The organism is Algoriphagus limi (genome assembly GCF_024919275.1).
GTDB classification, from domain to species: domain Bacteria; phylum Bacteroidota; class Bacteroidia; order Cytophagales; family Cyclobacteriaceae; genus Algoriphagus; species Algoriphagus limi.
Map to the genome: position 1 here is coordinate 1,165,667 of NZ_JANWGH010000001.1, position 19,405 is coordinate 1,185,071.

Below are 19,405 nucleotides of genomic sequence, written 5' to 3' on the forward strand. Positions count from 1 at the left end.
CCGTTTTGGTTTATACCAAGGTCGAAAATACTTTAGAAGATTCTCTTGAGGGATATCAAAGAAGAAACTGATAATTATCAGTTAAGCTAGGGAATGGGGCTTTTTTAGAAACATTTTCACATCACAACGGGCATATTTTCCTTCCTCAGGCTTCTCTGCTTCAAAACCCAATTTTTGATAAATCTTGAGGGCTGGACCCAATTTGGAATGAGAGTAAAGCTCGACTTTTTCTGCTCCCATATCCCAGGCTTTTTCCAAGATTGCCTTTCCCAAGATCATTCCTATTCCTTTACCCTGAGCCGATTTTCGAACTCCCATTTTTATCAGTTCATAGGTCTGTCCTTTGACTTTAGAAAGTCCAACAGTCCCAACTATCTCTCCATCCATTTCTGCAAAAAGGATAGCGCCTCCCTTATCAATAATAGTTTCTTGGGGATTTTCTAATTGCATCCTATCGAATTCTTCCAATGAAAAGAGCTCCTCTACCCATTCCTTGTTGATGGATTCGAAAAATGGTTGAAGTTCAGGTCGGTATGGGAGGATACGGATTTGGGACATGCTTTCCTTGCTTTGGTAGTTGATTTGGAAAATTTCTGCTAGATTAGGTTTGATCAACCAATAATCCAATGAAAAAATATCTGATTTTATGCTTATTATCTTTTTCGATTTTTCAGTTTGCCCAAGCCCAAAGTCCTGAGCAGCGAATTCAGGAATTAGGTTTAGAAATTCCAGAGGTAAGTCAACCTATGGCAAATTATGTCAAATGGAGGCAGGTTGGCAATATGCTTTACCTAGCGGGTAACGGTCCGGATGTCTTTGGAAAAGTGGGTGATGACCTGACACCTGAACAGGGATACCAAGCCGCACGGGAAACAGGGTTAGAAATTATCGCAGTTTTGAAAGCTGCCACGGGCGATTTGAGCCGCATCAAGCAATTTGTCAAAGTATTGGGAATGGTGAATTCGGCTCCTGATTTCACTGGACATCCAGCCGTAATTAATGGCTTTTCGGACCTAATGGTAGAAGTTTTTGGAGAAAAAGGAAAACATGCCCGTTCAGCCGTGGGAGTCGCAGCTTTACCCAACAATATTGCCGTGGAGATTGAAGTAATTGTGGAGCTGGAGGATTGATGATCAAGCCTTTTCTTTCTTTTCTACTGCCTTTGACCCTACTTTTCCTTCTTTCAGAGAAAACTTTCTTGGCAGAATACATCTATGTGGATGGATTGGCATTTCAGCAACAGGGGCTTAAAAGTATTTTTGAAAAGTACGGACCGACCAAAAAGACTGATACTGACTACGAATGCGGGTTCCATTCCAATGAAGAACAGGGAAAAACCTATTACCAGCTGATCTATGATCAAGTCACTTGGATAGGAAATGCTGAGGAGGGTTATATTCCTGAGTTGGTAGTTTTCGACTCAGAAGGTGAAATCAAATGGACCTATTTTCAGGAGATTGAATTCAGTGGAAAAAGCACTCAATATGAAGTCGAGAATTTTATGAAAAAGAAGGCAGAACCCATTCAAATCTACAGACGAGATGAAAATGATTTGTTTAGCCTTGGGGGCCGATTCACAAATGCTGATGATGGGTTTTTCTTTCTATTTAAGCAAGAAAAACTGATTGAGTTTCATTATTGGAGCCCTTGTTGAAACCGCTGATTTAAAAGGATAAAAGTTGAATTTAACCCACCTACCAAGTGGAATAAATCAGCAAAAGTAGATAAAATGAAAGCTGAAAATACGGATAACAAACATATGAATATTAGAAAAATAAATATTCAAGACGTTGAAAAACTAAAAGAAATTGGAAAGCAGACTTTTGCCGAAACTTTTTCATCCGAAAACAGCGAAGAGAATATGAAGGAATATTTAGAAAAGGGATTTTCGACTGAAAAGCTAACTTCAGAATTAACCGATAAAAACTCTGAATTTTACTTTGCGGAACTTGAAGGAAAAATAATCGGATATTTAAAAGTAAACTTTGGACTGTCTCAAACCGAAATAAAGGATAAAAACGCACTCGAAATAGAACGAATTTATGTGCAAAAGGAATTTCACGGAAAAAAAGTCGGACAACTTCTTTACAATAAAGCAATTGAATTGGCGAAAGAAAAAAACATAGAATATGTTTGGTTGGGAGTTTGGAAAAAAAATCAAAAAGCAATCAGATTTTATGAAAAAAATGGATTTAAAGCGTTTGACAAGCATATTTTCAAGCTCGGAAATGATGAACAAACAGACATCTTGATGAAACTAATAGTTGAAAAAGCCATCAGCTAATAATGGCTTTAAATAATGGGAGCAAAAGTGATAGAATCACAGTATTAACATAAAATAAAGGTCTGTACTAAACTGGAAAGTCAGTGTTAAATCTCCTACTACAAATGCATGAAACCGTCAATAAAGAATGAAACACTTGGTTTTAGTATCAATACTTTTACTTTTTTCAATGCACATTTCTTTTGGGCAGCATAGCGCATCATTTAGCGAAGAATACAGAGAAATGATGCATGATTCGGTGACTTATGAAATACTTGAAGTATCCGAACTATTCCATGTCATAGCTGCTCTAACTCCTTTTGGTAAAGGAAATACTGAAATAATAGATAAGTCGACAGGATATTACCAAGAAGTGTTAGACTACTTTGAAAAGTATCAGGAGCATCCGGTTATCAAAGAAATCCAGAAAGAGTTACGAAGAAATCGCTACAACCGTCTCAAAATGGATGCTTGTGGATTCTTTTTTAACCAAAACGGAAATATTGAAAAGGATAAAACCTACCCTACTCTAAGTTTTGAATCGAAAAACTGGCTCGAGCCTTATATTGAACAACTCGAAGATTTCTCAAAAGAGACTAATTTTCGGTCATTTTATGAAAACCATAAGGATTTTTACAGCCAGCAAACTTCAATGCAATCGGAACAGCTTGCTGTGAAATCACACTGGGATTGGCTTGAAAAAAAGTTTGATAATCGCTACCAATCTTATCGAATCACATTCTCTCCTTTGGTTTATGGTTCACATTCCGCCAACTATTTCATAGATGGTGATTTTAGTCAATCAATCATGTTTATTGGCCCGCCCTATGTGACTGATAAATATTCAAAAAAACAACTTGAGGGTCTAGCAGGCAGAATGGTATTCACAGAGATAGATCATAACTATATAAATCCATTGAGTGACAAGTATCAAGAAGAGATTAAAACGCTTATTGGCGATCTAGAAAAGTGGAACAATATGAAGTACCGTGACTACTCTAATGCTCTCTCCGCATTTAATGAATATGCGACATTTGCTTTTTATTCCCTATATGTAATCGACAATTACAATGAGGAAGATGCCTCGCTTATTATCAACCGCTGTGAAGAGGTGATGGAAAATCGGGGCTTTATTAAGTTCCCAGAATTCAACCAAAAATTAGTAAACTATTATTCCAAGAATAAAGAATTAACCGGCGAAGAAATCTACCAAAGTATTTTTTCAGGTGAATATGAGAAATGAAACTTTTTCTAACTATACAAATAAAGAAGTTCTCTTCTTTAGTCCACTTAGTGTTGAAAATTAAGATACTATGAAGAGGCTTCTATACTTTTTACTTCTAGCTCTGACCTTCTCCTGTCAAAATAATTCCAATAAAATCGGTCAAAATCAAGTAGAAAAATACCAAGAGAACTATTGGAGACATCTAACTTACTTAATTGGGATTAAGAATGAGGTTGCAAAAGGAGAATGGAAAGGCTTTTCAAAAAAGGATTTCTTCCAACCCATTATCTACTACACTTTTGACGGAACTTTTGTAGTAAACCCAAATAATCACATTCTCAAGATTACCGACCATGAAACAGTAAAACCAATCAATGGTATTGAGGTAATCGAACTTTCTAAAATCTACACTGATACCACAAATTTTAACTTCAATACAAGCTACAGTGATACCGACAGCACCGCGATATTCTACCAAGAAAACGTGTTGTTTTTCCAAAGTTTTGATTTAACCAAGAAATTGATCGGGATAACTGATCTTCAGGATTGGTCCATTATGGTAATCCACGAGCTTTTTCATGGCTACCAAAGGATAATTCCAGAATTTAAGGACTATTACTCCCAACTTGAAATCCCAGGAGGACCAGATGAGTTTTTAGCCAAATATCATCATGAATTAGATTGGTATAAAGAAAGCATCCATCATGAAAATGAGCTCCTAAAAGCCATATGGATCCAAGATGCAGGCCTAGCTGAAAATCTCAAAAAATACGATTCACTTAGAACCATCCGTATAGATCGAATCAAAGAAACCTATGGGGTTGATATTAGGGAAGTTGAAGATTACGAAATCCTCATAGAAGGACATGCCAGATATTTCGAATCCCTTTGCAAACGATATTTAGCTGACAACAATCCTGACAAATCAATGCTTGAAGAGGAAGATCTGAAATTGATTAGTAATATGTTTCAGGGATATGATGTCAAAAAAGACAGGAGCCTATTTGACATTTATAATGACAGGTATTATTACCAATTAGGCTATAATATCTCTATGATTTTAGAAAAACACCTTCCTGATTACCGTGAGTCGATTTATGTCGGAGAAAAAAACTTCAACAGCTATCTAGAAAAATTAAAAGCTCACAAAAATCGCTATGAGTAATTGCTTGTTCTTACTTATCCTTTGACTGCTTTCAGGATTTACTTCTAAAACTTATGTGGTTTTTCAGTTTGGTTAGCACTTGCAATAGAAAGTCTCACCAACCAAACTACTCATAGCAAGACCCTTAGCAACTAATTGAAATCATTTAAGATAATAGTCTATTCCAGGCAAAAGTTATGGTAACTAATTAGTCTTTTTCTCTAATCAATAATCTGAATTGATAAAAGACCTACCTCGTCAGCTGAAACCCTATTCGAATTACTTTATCTCATTTTAATTTCTAAGCACTCTCTGATCTCTGGCAGGATGATTAATCATTCCCAACAAAATTGGCTCTTCCAAAAAATCTTCTATTCACGAAGTTGTTGAGATTAGATCCAAAGCGGTAATTCAATCCAAATCTAGAGTCAATGGTGTAGGCGGAAGGTAGGGTAACCCTTCCACTCAAAATATCCTGCTCAGTGAAATCTCCTGCAGCCAGATAAATTTGATCCTGTACATAGTTACCTTCTACCCGCATGAAAATAGAAAAATTACCAGTTACTCGGACTTCTGCACTCACATTCAAACCTGTGGTCCACGAGCTAAAATCATCTAAATAATTTCTAAGCCTATACCCCACTTCCAAGTTACCCCAACGCTGATTTAGCCCTAGACTAGCTCTCAAACTATGGAGAACTCTGGTCTCTTCAGTCACGCCGCTAATCGTTTCTTCGACATATCTATTATTCCGAACTTCAACCCCATAATTCACTCTCAAAAATCTGGAATTCTGCTCTGATTCCGGAAAAAAATTGTACTCTACTGCCGGTCTAAATCTGGTCTGAAACTGATAATTAAAGCGAGTATTTTGAAGACCTTCTATATCATATCCATAGGACCACTGGGGTGTAATAGACTTTACCAACTGGTGACCAAAGCCAAATTCTGATACATCAAAACTATTCTGAACTTCATCAATAATTTGGTTGCCATTTTCATCGAGAATTGGATTGCCATTATCATCCACTCTTGGTTCTTTTTGAATTGTTCTTCTCAACCTTTCATCTATTCTACCCGAAAAATTAATTTTCCATTCATCCGTGATTCGGTTCACATTGATTTCTCCGCCGACATTAATGTTCCTGCTCAATTCCTCAATTTCAATGTTCGCATCCGTACCAAAATTAAAAACCCAATAATTCCAAGGATCAACGGTTTCCTGCACCACATCTTCCACAATTCCGGGTCCAGTCTTCATGTCGATTTCAATCCCCTCTCCAGCTAGAGTTTTCGCAACATAGGGAGCTAGACCTAACTTGATGAAACGAGTAAGTTTTTCCCTCACTTCAAAGTCAGTATCTGTTTGTTTGTTATTAACATAAAGGGTGTCAGTTCTCCCCGCATGGATATTTTGTTGACCTATGAATATAAGTTGATATTGTCTTCCGCCCCCACCAGACCTGTTATCGTTAATAAGCACAAAAACATCGGCGGATTCATTATCCAGGTAAAAGTCAACTGCGGTAATTTCCGTTCTGATAAAATCCATATCGCAGCCTCCATCCCATCGTTCACAGCCATCTATAAACACTCTGAGTTTATTTGGACGCTTGAAATTATCAACCAAGGTTTGACTCATAGATGGAGCTGCAAAAGCAAAGAAGGTTAGAAGCAATAAAATTGGTATTTTATTCATTTGATTGGGTTTTATTCATTTTAACCGATTCTCTTCGATCGCAATTGAATGCCAGATTTAAACCTTGTTACTACATTTCACACATCATTGTTTGAAAAGGAATGTTTGTTTTACACAAATGGAGAACGGAAAACAACACTCAGTCAACTATTCTTATTTGCTTGAATGAGCCATTCAGCTTTCACTTTCCTGAAAGTGAAAAAGGGTTATTGGCAAGCCAATAATTTTGAATGCAAGAATAAATCAAGGATTTTAATGCGAAGATATATACCAAATACGTGTGCATACAACTAATATCAGCATTAACGGCACTTTAGGTATTCGAGCGGTAGTGGTTCTAAGCAACCACGTAAAATCTGCCCACATACTATAATATAAAACAACACAACACTTTTTCAAGTACATGGAGTTTAAAAAACTAGCTTATTTCAATTTTCCCACTTGGTCTTAGGTCAGATTTCAGATCATTTAAAATTTAAATCTTAGGGTATTTAGTGGCTAAAATCTGATGGATAACCACTTTGTTATTGGAAATAAATAGAATAAAGAATTCGCAATCACTTACAGTCAAGAAATGGACAAATAATACTTTGCCCGCAAAAACCGAAGAGAAAAAAAATATTTAGTCCAACAACTGGGACGGGTACTCATTTTAGTTGTATGCTACTTCCCTTACCTCCCACAAATCTCCTTGTAAGCACAGTACTTACATTTTTCTTCATCTTCAGTTTGTGAAAATGGAATATCTGGATTTAGGATTTCACTTAGCATACCAGTCAATCCTGACACAAAATCCTCTTCAACTTCTTTATAATCATGGATTTCTTTTCCACCCATCTGAAGAAAAGGGTTAAACTTTTGATTGTAAATCTCTCGAATATTGAAAATTCCCGGTTTCAAAGGCTTTTGGTTATCCGGATGCTCAAATTGGTAGAAATATGCATACAATAAAGTTTGCATGGCTGCCTTATTTCTTTTCTTTTCCTCCCTATCAAATAAGGATGGAATGGATAAGACTTTCTTTTCGTCTTTTCCGGTTTTATAATCAATCAAGCGAACTACCCCGTCTTTGAGATCGACTCGGTCTATCACTCCCTGAAGTGCAAAATTTACAATTCCATTTTTCGTTTCCACAGGAATACTTGCCGGTACGTTCTTTTCCACTCCCAAAATCGTAAACTCCCCATTTTCCTGATCGTATTGAAGAATCGCTTCTAGGTACTTGATAAAAATCTCCCTAGCTATCTCCAATTGCCCGGAATATTCCATGGGCTTCCCTTCCTCTACTTTATAAAAATTCCGAATAGAATGATCAACTGCCTTAGGTACCTGAGGAAGGAGTCGATTGATTTCATGGGGATCAATTTTTCTAGGAGATTTAGATTCATCCAAACCATAAATTGTCTCTACAGCATTGTGCAGAATTGTCCCAAAAGTGGAAGGATCAATCTCTGTTACAACCTCTTCCCGCTCTTTTAAACCTGCAACATAACGGAAGTAGAATTTCAACCGGCAATCCAAATACATATTGAGTGCAGAAGCTGAAAGCGGTCGATTCTTTTCATCAGGGTGGCTTTTTGCTAAAAAAGCTTTCATGTCATCCAGCACTTCGGGGGTTTTCTTTACCTCAATTTTCTTTGGAGGAGTCAGTCCAACCGGAACCATGGCTATCTCAGGTTCAGCTACACCCATTTCTGCTTGCATTTGCTGGAGAAAGCGGCTCATTTCCCCTGCTTTACCCTGATCGGCAGCAGTAGTATAAATCAAATGAACTTCCTCTGCTCTATGCAAAAGCCTATAAAAAGTATAGGCATAAATCGCGTCATTCTGCTCCTGAACTGGAAGACCAAAAGCTCTTCGAAGATTAAATGGAATCATGGAATTGATCCCCCCACCTGGAGGAAAGCTACCCTCATTCAGATCGCAAATAATCACTCGTCGGAAATCCAAGTTTCTGGATTCCAACACCCCCATCATCTGAAGACCTTGAAGCGGCTCTCCTTCAAAAGGCAGCTTGAGTTCTCTAAAAATCTGCCGAAACAGTTTCAGCACAAAATCAATTTTTAAAGGCTTGGATTGATTTCCCTGAAAAATCTCCTTGATCCGATTGAGCTGCTTAAAAGCTTGGAATAAATAGGATCGTTGCACCTCATCCTCTTTAAACCCTGAAGCCAAATGCTCCATCAATTTCCCCAAATAATCGAAGACTTCGGATGGATTTACCTGTTGGAAAATCAATTCGGATAATTTGGATTCTCCAACCAAAAGATCAACAGGAATTTCTAAAAGGTTCTCTCCCTTGATTTTTTCCAATAAAGCCTGAAAATGATCTGGATCTTCTTTTAATAAATAAGGAAATGAAAGCAAATCCGTAACCGGTTTATGGTAAAAAGTGGCCACTCCATTTCGAACTTTCACATAGCGCTGTAAATCCAAAACAGCATCCAAAAAAGCATAAACGGGCGCATTTCGGACAGGATAGCCCATGGTCACATTCAACTTGTCGATTTGAGAAGGCAAGGAATGTAAGACCAGAAAGAGCATTTGCTCATCCGGTAAAATAATCACCGTTTCTTCCAAAGCTTCTTCAGTTGGGATTTCTTCCAAAAGCTTCCCGACCAAATTTGCCTGATTAATTTTCAAAGGAATGGAATGAACATGGATATAATCTTTTTTTAGTCGAATACGATCAGGGATTTCTTCTGGAAAAGTCTTTCCAAAAATAGAATCTCTCTGATAATCCCTAAAAAACAAGCCCGCTTCTTGAATGGGGTCCTTCAAGTAATATTGATCCAAATCCCAAAAAACTTCCGCACCGAATTCTTTTACAAAATGCCTTATCAACTTTTCTTCAGTGAGGGTAAAGGCATTGAAACCAATGAAAACATAGTGCTTTCCAGGCTTTGGGATGGAATCTAGATTTTCTGAAACCTGTCGATATAATTGGCCGGAATAAGCTAACCCAGCAGTATTCAACCTGTGCTGAAAATCTTCATACAAGCGACCCAAAATCTGCCAGAATCTTAAAAACTTTTGTTTCTCCTGATCATTTTGCCTTTCAAATGCCAACCAAAACTGTGAAATCAAATCTCTCTGCTCTTCCGTCAGGAAGCTTAAATCTGATTCAAACTCCTTGATTTCCGCCAAATTCTGATATAAAACTTTTGCGGGAGCCATAAACTGATCCAAGTCATTGAAATCCTTAAGAATCAACTCACCCCAGAAATAAAACCGATCAAAATCTTCAGGCTCATCCTGTATCTGCCGATACAATTCATACAATTCAAAAATCAAGGTTAAATCATCTGCAGGCGTATTTCCCGCCAAGCCATAGAAAACCTGCTCAATGGTTTTGACCTCAGGCATCCAAACAGGCTGATTGATCAATTCACCCAGATACTTGGTAAAAAACAATCCTGCTCTTCGGTTAGGTAGTACCACCACCAACTCCTCCAATTTTTGAGGAGAGTCCAGAAGTTTTTGAGCAGTTTCTTTCAAAAATGGAATCATACTTCAATAATTTCTGTGGGTTCCAAATAGCACAAAAAGCCCTTCACCGGTTTTTGACTCAACTGATGAACTAAACCCATGTATTCTTTGACTTGCTTATGATGGGAAGGGTATTTTTCACCGGTTTTAAAATCTACAACCACTACCTCCTTTTCACCGATCAATACTCGATCCGGTCGCTTTTGATTACCTCCAGGCAACAAAATCCCTTGTTCTGCCAACGTCAAATAATTTCCCCCAAACCAACTTTGGAACTGAGGTATTTCGAATAATTTTTTCAATTGATCCCCCACCTCTTGAGCTGTATCTTGGTCAATTCTTCCCTCAAAAGTGTATTGATGCAAAAGCAATTCTGCGTCTTGTTGGGTTTGAGAAGCAGCCAAGAGTTCGTGGACAATTACACCCAACTTCCTTTGTGCCCGTGCCTGAAGACCATTTTCGGAAAAATCCCAGGCAATAGTTTTAGTTTTGAGTTTGCTTCTCCAATCCTGAGTTTCCCATCGTAGAGGCTTTGGCACAAATGTTTGCCCCTCCTTTTCGCTATTCGAAGAAATCCATTCTCCAGCTTCAAAAATCAGATTCTCGGCATCCCGGGATTGATTTGATGCAAATTCAGAAATTTGAAATCCAGCCGAAAAAAGGGTGTAAAGTATATTGCCAGTAGATTTTTGGCTGACGCCAGATGTTTTGCTGTTTGTAAAATTAGCATATCCCCAAATCACTTCTTCCGCACGAGTAAAGGCCACATAGAGCATATTCAAAGAATCTAAATAAGCCAGCCTGACCTCATCCTCATAAGCTTTGGAAAAATGGGAATCCTTCAAGGTGCTTCCATGAGTCAAGGGAACGATGGTTTCCAATCCATTTTCAGACTTAAAAGGAGACCAAATAATGGGAGCTTGAAGTCCAAATGAAACGATATTCCAATCCAAAAAAGGCATAATTACCACTTTGTATTGAAGTCCTTTAGACTTATGAATAGTCAAAATCCGCATGGCATCATGATCCTCAGGAATCTTGACAGTTCGCTTTTTACTGTTTAATTCCCACCAATCTAAGAAGCCAACCAAGTCCGCTCGATTCTTTTTCACAAAATCAAAGACAGCCTCTTTGAAACCTGATATATAGGCTAGATCGGCTTGAATCTCCATTAAACCCAAAAACTCAATACTTTCCTCCATCAATTCCAGCAAAGGCAACTGAAGAAATTCATTCAGTCTGGATTGAAGTTCCTCATCCTTGGATTTGAGCTCCGGTACCTGCTTAAACTTGTGGAAGAGTTTGTGAGAAAAAGGAATGCCTTGCAACAAGGCATAATAATACCAAGCTGTTTTCAGAGCAACTCGATCAGCTGGATTACTTAGGTATTTCCAAAATGCCAATAGGCATTTAACTGCAGCGGATTTATCCAAAAAGAGGGATTCCTCAGAAAGCACATCAAAGCGATAGCCGGAATCAGGGTTTTCTCTGTCATAGGCCATCAAACGATCTGCTATATCAACTCCTTGGGAATTCTTTCGAACCAAAAAGGCAATATCTTTCAATTGATAGCCTTGGTTCTGCAAATCCATCACTACTTGAGGAAGTTTGTCCAAAACTCCTTCTCCATCATCTTCCTCTTCTTCGGATTGATAACTTGATCGAGCAGGTTTTTCAGTGAATTCAATTCGTATTTTCCCATGGAATTCCAATCCCAACTTCTTCTCTGGAATTTTTTGGTCGGATTTCTTATAAGCATCCCTGAGTAAGGATTTCGAATCAATGCCAAATCCTCTCTCCATACCATATTCCATCAATGCTGGAAGAGCTTCAAAAACAGTATTATTGAATCGAATGATACCAGGAAGACTTCGGTAATTTGTATCCAGATTTTCTTCTTTGATATAAGGGCCAGGAATTTGATTTTGCACCTCTTTAAGTAACAATTCCAACTTCCCTCCTCGCCAGCGATATATGGACTGCTTGACATCGCCAACCAGCAAGTTTGTATTCCCTGAAGCCAAAGAGTTTTCAAGTAATGGCTTGAAACTTGTCCATTGGAATTCAGAAGTATCCTGAAACTCATCAATCAGGAAATTCCTGTACTGATTCCCGATTTTTTCATAGATAAAAGGGGCATCATTGTCCTTGGTTATTTCCTGCAAAAAGTCATTTACATCAGAAATCAGGAGAATACTCTTTTCATCTTTCAGTTCCCTTAATTCCAAAATCAAGTCTTTAAAAACTCCAAAAGCATTAAGGTTCCGATGCAAAGCTTCAAAAGTATTCCATTGCTTCTGTTTTTCAGGTATTAGATTCAAAATATCCAGTAAACCCCCTGAGAAAGAATCTTCTATTCGAGAGACAACCTTTGAAGTTTTAGAAACCCATTCGGAAATATCATTTAACTTTTCTATCCTAGACGCTTCTAATTTGGTAAAGGGATAATCAGTTTCTCCAAGTCTTCCAAAATTTAATGCAAAGCTCCTGCTACCACCTTTAAAGTCCGTCCACTCCAACCCATGAGATATTCGGATTTCTTCCGCTCTTTGGCGCATGGATTCTGCTTCTGCTTTTAATTTGGCTCGTTCTTGACGGATGTATTTTCGGAATTCTCCTAAGAAACCCTCTTGAGCCACACTTTGCTGGAAGAGATGACGGTAAGTTTTGAAACCTTCTTTGAAAATTTCTCCTCCCAAATTTTTGATCCCAGTTCTGATATCCCAAGACTTTTCATTTTCTATCTGCTCCGTAGCGTAATCCACCAGCCAATTTCTGAGATTTTTGTCTTGATTTACTTTTTCAACGATCCTGTCAACAAGCCTTTCCAGTACTGCATCTGTATCTAACTCCAAATCAAATTTGGCTTGCAAATCCATTTCTCTGGCAAACGATCGAATCACTCGCTGGAAAAATGAATCAATCGTACTTACTGCGAAATAACCATAGCCATGCAGAATATGTAAAAGTGTTTCTTTTGCTCTGACTTGAAGTTCCTCAGGATTTAAACCAAGAGAATCCATCAGGACTTTTTCCAAATCACCTGTTGGATTTACTTCAAGACTCAATTCATTCAAAACCTTCAAAATCCGCTCCTTCATTTCCTGAGTGGCCTTGTTAGTGAAAGTTACAGCCAAGATTTGCTTGTAAGCAGACCTAGGATTCTGCAAGGCTAACTTGAGATACTCCAATGTCAGAGTATAAGTCTTCCCAGAACCAGCTGAGGATTTGTAGATAATGAATGGTTTTGTTGAGATATCCATACTTTAAAAATCGGACTTCTAAGATAGAAAAGTCAAAAACTAAATCTCTTATTCATGACAGCAAATGTCACGGAAATACATTCAAAAAATCAAAGCCGTTCCTCTAAAATACAATAGCGAATTCTGGCATTTTTTTGCATTTTCCGAAACCAAACAATAAACCTATGAAAAACCGAATTGTAATTATCCTACTATTTACATTTCTAATTAATCCCATAATTGCCAAAGACGGTTACAAACTTTGGTTGGATTATCAACCAATTGATAATGCAAGCCTAAATACGGAGATAGAAGAACTATTTAAAGGAGTTTATTTTTTTGGGAAAAATCCTACTTATGAAGTTATTAAAAAGGAGCTTGGATTAGCTTCAAAGGGATTTTTCAATCATAATCCTGAATTCAAAAACCTAAATCAAAACGCCCATTTATGGATTGGTACCCGTACCGAACTAACCCAATATTTGGGGCTTGAGCAACAGGCAAAAATCAAGGCTTTAGGAGATGAGGGGTACTGGAGAGGTACTATTAATCAAGGTGGAGAATCTCATTATGCGATTGTTGGGAATAGCCCCATAGGAACCCTATACGGTGTTTTTGATTTTTTCAGAAGCATCCAAACCGGGACCTTTGACTCTAGTTCAGAAAAGTCTGACAGTCCAAAAATTAAACTTCGGATGTTAAACCATTGGGATAATCTGGACCGAACGGTAGAACGTGGTTATGCCGGATTTTCGATTTGGGACTGGCATAAGCTTCCGGGTTATGTGGATCCCCGGTACATAGACTACGCCCGAGCAAATGCCAGCTTAGGAATCAATGCTGTTTCCCTTACCAATGTCAATGCGAATGCCTGGGTTTTACGTGAAGATTTTATAGAAAAGGTTAAGGTCTTGGCAGATTTATTTCGGCCTTATGGCATCCAAGTTTTTCTTACGGCCAGATTTTCAGCCCCTATAGAAATGGGGAATTTAGAAACTGCAGATCCCTTAGATGCAGAAGTCAAAAATTTTTGGAAAGAGCGGGTAGATATGATCTACAAGGAAATCCCTGATTTTGGAGGTTTTGTGGTGAAAGCAAATTCAGAGGGTCAGCCTGGTCCGCATGAATATGGTAGAAACCATGCAGAAGGAGCTAACATGCTGGCAGAAGCACTTGCTCCTCATAGCGGGATTGTGATCTGGAGAGCTTTTGTATACTCACACGAAATTGATGAAGACCGCCACAAACAAGCCAATTTGGAATTCGAACCCCTAGACGGGAAATTCATGGATAATGTCATTATTCAGGTGAAAAATGGAGCCATTGATTTCCAGCCAAGAGAACCTTTCCATCCGCTTTTCGGAGCAGTCGATGAAACCAACCTGGGGATGGAGTTTCAGATTACCCAAGAATACTTGGGTCAAGCCACCCAACTGGTTTATTTAAGTCCTATGTGGGAAGAAGTTTTACAAAGCAAGACTTTTAGACCTTCTCCCAATTCCACGGTGGCAGGAATTATTGACGGATCGGCCACGAATAAGAAGCTAACCTTGATGGCTGGTGTCTCCAATATTGGAACAGATAGAAACTGGACCGGGCATTTGTTTGGCCAAGCCAACTGGTATGCCTTTGGAAAATTAGCTTGGGATCCCTATCAAAATTCATCCGATATCGCCAATGAATGGATCAGCTTGACGTTTGGTAAGGACCCTGAAACAAAAAGTAAGATCTTATCCATTATGCTTCAATCCCATGAAGCAGCTGTCAATTACATGACACCTTTGGGTTTGCATCATATCATGGGTAGAAGCCATCATTATGGACCTGGACCTTGGGTAGAAGGAGGAAGAGCAGATTGGACCTCCCTCTATTATCATCGGGCAAATACCGAAGGAATCGGATTTGACCGAACAGCAACAGGCAGTAATGCGCTAGGTCAATATGCTTCAGAGATTGCTTCCGAATGGTCCGATCCAAATCTAATACCCGAGAAGTTTTTACTCTGGTTTCATCATGTGCCTTGGGATTTTCAATTAAAATCTGGCAAGACTCTTTGGGAAGGAATTGCCTTTCACTATGATCAAGGGGTAAAAAGTGCCAGAAGTTTTCATCAAACTTGGCAGACTTTAGAAGGGCTTATCGATCAAGAACGTTTCAACCATGTCAATCAACTTTTGAAGATTCAGGTCAAAGAAGCAGAATGGTGGAGAAATGCCTGTCTGCTTTTTTTCCAGACCTTTTCAAATAGGCCTTTCCCTGATGATATCGAACAGCCTACAGGTGACTTAGACTATTACAAGAGTCTAAGATTTCCTTTTGCACCGGGAATCAAACCAAACTGGTAAGTGTTTCTACCTCCATGGAAAACTATCAAATACCTTCTGCAACAAGAATTGGACATGTCCATTTAAAAGTTAGCGACCTGGAAAGAAGTCTGGAATTTTATTGTGGTCTCTTGGGGTTTGAATTGACTATGCGATACGGCCGGGATGCAGCTTTTATTTCTGCTGGCGGCTATCATCATCATATTGGTTTGAATACCTGGCAAAGTAAAGGAAGCGGTCCAGCACCCAAACATTATCCTGGACTTTTCCACACAGCTGTTTTATTGCCAAGCCGAAAGGATTTAGCAGCTCTTACTAAGCGGATTCTTGAGAAAGGATATCCATTGACTGGAGCTGCCGACCATGGGGTTTCAGAAGCAATTTATCTCGATGACCCAGATCAAAATGGAGTAGAATTGTACTGGGATAAGCCCAAAGATCTTTGGCCAAAGGATCAAGACGGAAATATCGATATGTACACCAGAAGTTTGATTATGCACTCACTTTTTGCTGAATTAGAATAAATGAAAAAATACCTTTTTGAAAGTGAAAGATTAGGATTCAGACTTTGGGAGGATGCTGATTTGGATACATTTTCAGCAATGAATGCTAATTCGGAGATCATGCATTTTTTTGAAAAATTGCTGACTCGAGAAGAAAGCATAGCCAAAATGGACCAAATGAATCAACTCTTTGAAAAGGTAGGTTTTTGCTATTTTGCCGTTGATTATTTGCCCACAGGCGAATTAGCTGGAACGCTTGGTTTAAACAGAAAAGACTTCCCGGCCAGCTTTACGCCTTGCGTGGATATAGGCTGGAAATTTGACAAAAAATTCTGGAATCAAGGGCTTGCCTCCGAAGGGGCTGCTGCTTGCTTGGACTATGCCAAAAAAATTGGTTTGAAGGAAGTATATTCCTACGCCTCCTCAGCAAATACGGCCTCCAGACGAGTGATGGAAAAAATCGGGATGCATTTTTTGGAAGAGTTTGAGCATCAGGAATTACTTCATTGCCCGCAACTTCAACCCTTTAGTGTTTACAAAATCCGGTTTTGAGGTCACTCAGATTTTTGTTCTTGAAGAAATTATCGGATTTTGATTCTGAATTTAAAAAACCTGTTCCCATGAAATCCTTTGCCCTCTTCCTCTCCTCCTTTTTGATCCTTTCACTTGCCCATGCACAAAGCCCAAGCACTCGGGAAATGGACCGGATCAATTGGATGGAATTTGCTGAGTTTGTGCCTGAGAAAATCCAAACGGTTCTTTTGCCTACCGGCACATTGGAACCACATGGTGTCATCAATAATGGAGCAGATAATACGGCTCCTCATGCAATGGCAATGGACATCGCCGATGACTTGAATGCGATGATTGCTCCTACTTTGAATTATGGGATTACAGGTTCGATGGCAAATTATCCGGGAGCTTTTCAAATCACAGAAGAAGCGTATGGACCTTTTATCCGGGATATTTTAAAAGGACTTGCTAGAAATGGATTTAAAAATATCATTATTCTAAATGGGCATGGAGGTGGACAAACTGCTGTCCTACAAAAGATTGCCGGTGAAGTAGCCAATGAATTGGGAGTCAGAACATTAGTCATCAACTGGTGGAGCTATGCTTCAGATGTAACACTGGAGGTTTTCAAAGAAGATGGCGGGCATGCCGGATTAAACGAAACTGCCTATATCCAAGCTATCGATCCGACTTTGGTTCATAAGGAACGCTACAATCCCAATCAAGCTACAGCCTATCCCAAGCAAGGAACTTGGTCAGCTGTTCCTTTTCCTTCCTCCATTGGCTTGTATCAGGAAGGACAGGGTTATCCTAATTTTGATGAAAACCAGGCAAAGGAATACTTTGAAAAGGTTAATGCAAAAGTCCTTATGCTAATTCAGGAGACTATCAGCAAATGGGATTTGGCAGGACTTTAGATTTTAGATTTACGAATTACGATTTACGAGGCTTTACCCAAATCCAAAGCTGATTTCCAAACTCTGAAGGCATCAAATTATACTCATGTTGTTTTTCTCCGATAAAACTTTTCAAAACCAAACTGCTTCTGACTTTCAAATCGGAGAATACGATACCTGTACGTTTGTAGGCTGTAACTTTTCTAACCTAAACTTCCATGGATGCAGTTTTGAGAATTGTATTTTCAAAGATTGCGATTTGAGCAACGCCAAAGTATTCAAGGTAAGTTTACAGCAAGTAAAGTTTGAGCGATGCAAGATCCTAGGAGTTCATTTCAACACAGCAAATCCCTTTCTACTGGAATTCAATTTCCAAAATTGCCAACTCGATTATTGCAACTTCTTTAACCTTCAGCTTAAAAAATCCATTTTTCAAAACTCAAGACTTCTAGAGGTAGACTTTTCCCAAACTGACCTCAGCGGAGCTAGTTTCTTAGGCTCTGATTTGAGCGGAACTGTCTTTGATCGAACTAATCTGGAAAAGGCTGACTTTCGGGAAGCTATCCACTATCGCATCGACCCGGAGATCAACAAGGTGAAAGGGGCGAGATTTGATCTGGAAGGATTGCCTGGGTTATTGGGGAAGTGGGGTATAAAGATTGGGTGAGCTATAGTCAATCTAAAATTTCACATCAGCTATCCTTTAAGGTTATTTGCCAATAATTTCACTCACTTTCAATTTTAAGACCGGTACAACTTCTTCTTCAAACCAAGGATTTGTTTTCATCCATCTCCTATTTCTTGGAGAAGGGTGAACTAATGGGAAAAATTCAGGAAGATACTCTTCATAGCTTTTTACGGTATCTCGGAGGGATTTCTTTTTTCTTTTTCCCAAATAATAATTCTGAGCATAAGCACCAATCAATAAAACGAGTTCGATTTCCGGCATCCAATTTTTCAGTAAATCATGCCACTGAGGCGCACATTTGGGGCGAGGTGGTAAATCCCCTCCCTTTCCCCTACCGGGATAGCAAAAACCCATCGGCATAATCCCAAAAATAGATGCATCATAAAATGTCTCCCGATCCACATCAAGCCAACGTCTAAGTTCATCGCCAGAAGGATCATTCCATGGAATTCCCGTAGCATGAACTTTAGTACCAGGAGCTTGCCCCACGATTAAAATCTTACTTTTTGGATGAATGGAAAAAACAGGCCTAGGTCCCAGTGGAAGGTGGTGCTCACAAAGACGGCAATTTTTGACTTCCTCAACCTGTCTATTAAAATGATTCATGTCTCTTTACTCATTTTATTTCCCTTTTCAATAACTCAAAAGCAGTAAATAATAATTCAAAGAACAAGAAGAAATAAAAGAGTATTCAATTTTTGAAAATGATTTCCTAAATTTTAGCAAACTGAAGATCAGAAGTTTAAACCATCTATTCTTGCTTGAGTTACAGATAAAGTATTGATAAAAATTGAATGAAGCCATGCGAAAACTTCCCTTGCTTTCTTTATTCACCTTAATGGTATTGACATCCTGCTTTACTCAAAAGGATTATGTCACCGAATACGATTATAATTATCAGGGAAATTTCAAGAGGTATAAAACCTTTGCCTTTGTAGAGCCAACCGAAACGGATACCATGCTGATATCTCCAGTTTTAAATGCTACCATCGGAGCTAGATTGGGGTCTCAGGGATTTCGGGAGAAGGAAGAAAAGCCGGATATGTTGGTGAGCTACAAACTTTTTATGGACTCGGTAAGATATCGAGGGTATGTTCAACCCGAGTTTGATTATTGGTTGAAGCGTAAGGGAGCAGAAGTCGTAGAAGAGGAGGAAGAATACGAATTAGACAAGGAAGAAGAGCGGGAAAAAGGCGAAACCTATAATCAAGTCAAGTACAAAGAAAACAATGGAATGCTAGTCATCTACGTGATCGATTCCAAGCGGGGAAATACCATTTGGCAGGGATACACAGCTGCAAGTTTTGATTTTAATTCACCCGATTTTCAATCGGAAATTACTAGAGCAGCTTATCGGGTGATGAATGAATTCAAAGTACTCAATCGCTATCTTGAATAGAAAAAAATACCGATCAGCGA

General features: G+C 38.7%; 16 protein-coding genes. 11 read left to right on the top strand and 5 right to left on the bottom strand.

Annotation, left to right across the window (positions count from 1 at the left end):
- Window positions 1-81: 81 nt before the first annotated feature.
- The gene (locus NY014_RS05065) at window positions 82-558 is read right to left on the bottom strand and encodes a GNAT family N-acetyltransferase (RefSeq protein WP_259413464.1); all 477 of its coding nucleotides are present in this window, start codon (window positions 556-558) and stop codon (window positions 82-84) included.
- A 68-nt stretch (window positions 559-626) separates the two neighbouring features.
- Here NY014_RS05065 and NY014_RS05070 point away from each other — a divergent pair, with 68 nt between their 5' ends.
- The 5 genes from NY014_RS05070 to NY014_RS05090 all read left to right on the top strand — a co-directional run bounded on the left by NY014_RS05070 (window position 627) and on the right by NY014_RS05090 (window position 4,653).
- Window positions 627-1,130 carry a RidA family protein gene (locus tag NY014_RS05070; RefSeq protein ID WP_259413465.1) on the top strand — a complete coding sequence of 168 codons (504 nt, stop codon included), beginning with the start codon at window positions 627-629 and terminating at the stop codon, window positions 1,128-1,130.
- Window positions 1,130-1,654: a hypothetical protein gene (locus NY014_RS05075; RefSeq protein WP_259413467.1), complete on the top strand. Its 525-nt coding sequence runs from the start codon at window positions 1,130-1,132 to the stop codon at window positions 1,652-1,654. The genes NY014_RS05070 and NY014_RS05075 overlap by 1 nt, the downstream gene beginning before the upstream one ends.
- A 75-nt stretch (window positions 1,655-1,729) precedes the next feature.
- Window positions 1,730-2,284 carry a GNAT family N-acetyltransferase gene (locus NY014_RS05080; protein WP_259413468.1) on the top strand — a complete coding sequence of 185 codons (555 nt, stop codon included), beginning with the start codon at window positions 1,730-1,732 and terminating at the stop codon, window positions 2,282-2,284.
- 127 nt (window positions 2,285-2,411) lie between these two features.
- A complete protein-coding gene (locus NY014_RS05085) occupies window positions 2,412-3,506 on the top strand; it encodes a DUF4932 domain-containing protein (RefSeq protein ID WP_259413469.1) in 1,095 nt (364 codons plus the stop codon).
- A gap of 70 nt (window positions 3,507-3,576) precedes the next feature.
- Window positions 3,577-4,653 (top strand): hypothetical protein, encoded by a 1,077-nt coding sequence (locus NY014_RS05090; RefSeq protein ID WP_259413470.1) that lies wholly within the window; start codon window positions 3,577-3,579, stop codon window positions 4,651-4,653.
- A 310-nt stretch (window positions 4,654-4,963) separates the two neighbouring features.
- Here the strand turns inward: NY014_RS05090 and NY014_RS05095 are convergent, their stop codons facing one another.
- The 3 genes from NY014_RS05095 to NY014_RS05105 all read right to left on the bottom strand — a co-directional run bounded on the left by NY014_RS05095 (window position 4,964) and on the right by NY014_RS05105 (window position 13,083).
- Window positions 4,964-6,331, bottom strand: a complete 1,368-nt coding sequence (locus tag NY014_RS05095; protein ID WP_259413471.1) for a hypothetical protein — start codon at window positions 6,329-6,331, stop codon at window positions 4,964-4,966.
- A gap of 672 nt (window positions 6,332-7,003) precedes the next feature.
- Window positions 7,004-9,841 (bottom strand): PD-(D/E)XK nuclease family protein, encoded by a 2,838-nt coding sequence (locus NY014_RS05100; RefSeq protein WP_259413472.1) that lies wholly within the window; start codon window positions 9,839-9,841, stop codon window positions 7,004-7,006.
- A complete protein-coding gene (locus NY014_RS05105; protein ID WP_259413473.1) occupies window positions 9,838-13,083 on the bottom strand; it encodes a UvrD-helicase domain-containing protein in 3,246 nt (1,081 codons plus the stop codon). Before NY014_RS05105 ends, NY014_RS05100 begins: the two co-directional genes overlap by 4 nt.
- 164 nt (window positions 13,084-13,247) lie before the next feature.
- On the opposite strand from NY014_RS05105, the gene NY014_RS05110 reads away from it, so the two are divergent.
- The 5 genes from NY014_RS05110 (at window position 13,248) to NY014_RS05130 (ending at window position 17,965) form a co-directional block, all read left to right on the top strand.
- Entirely contained in the window at window positions 13,248-15,407 is a 2,160-nt protein-coding gene (locus NY014_RS05110; RefSeq protein ID WP_259413474.1) for an alpha-glucuronidase family glycosyl hydrolase, read from the top strand.
- A gap of 14 nt (window positions 15,408-15,421) precedes the next feature.
- On the top strand, window positions 15,422-15,910 hold the full coding sequence (locus NY014_RS05115) for a VOC family protein (protein ID WP_259413475.1): 489 nt from the start codon (window positions 15,422-15,424) through the stop codon (window positions 15,908-15,910).
- Window positions 15,911-16,441 (top strand): GNAT family N-acetyltransferase, encoded by a 531-nt coding sequence (locus NY014_RS05120; protein ID WP_259413476.1) that lies wholly within the window; start codon window positions 15,911-15,913, stop codon window positions 16,439-16,441.
- 68 nt (window positions 16,442-16,509) lie between these two features.
- Entirely contained in the window at window positions 16,510-17,319 is an 810-nt protein-coding gene (locus tag NY014_RS05125) for a creatininase family protein (RefSeq protein ID WP_259413477.1), read from the top strand.
- Between the two features lie 85 nt (window positions 17,320-17,404).
- Window positions 17,405-17,965, top strand: coding sequence for a pentapeptide repeat-containing protein (locus NY014_RS05130; RefSeq protein WP_259413478.1), 561 nt, complete (start codon window positions 17,405-17,407; stop codon window positions 17,963-17,965).
- Between the two features lie 42 nt (window positions 17,966-18,007).
- Here NY014_RS05130 and NY014_RS05135 read toward each other — a convergent pair whose 3' ends face one another.
- Window positions 18,008-18,592, bottom strand: coding sequence for a uracil-DNA glycosylase family protein (locus NY014_RS05135; RefSeq protein ID WP_259413479.1), 585 nt, complete (start codon window positions 18,590-18,592; stop codon window positions 18,008-18,010).
- Between the two features lie 196 nt (window positions 18,593-18,788).
- On the opposite strand from NY014_RS05135, the gene NY014_RS05140 reads away from it, so the two are divergent.
- Window positions 18,789-19,385, top strand: a complete 597-nt coding sequence (locus tag NY014_RS05140; protein WP_259413480.1) for a DUF4136 domain-containing protein — start codon at window positions 18,789-18,791, stop codon at window positions 19,383-19,385.
- Window positions 19,386-19,405: the final 20 nt, after the last annotated feature.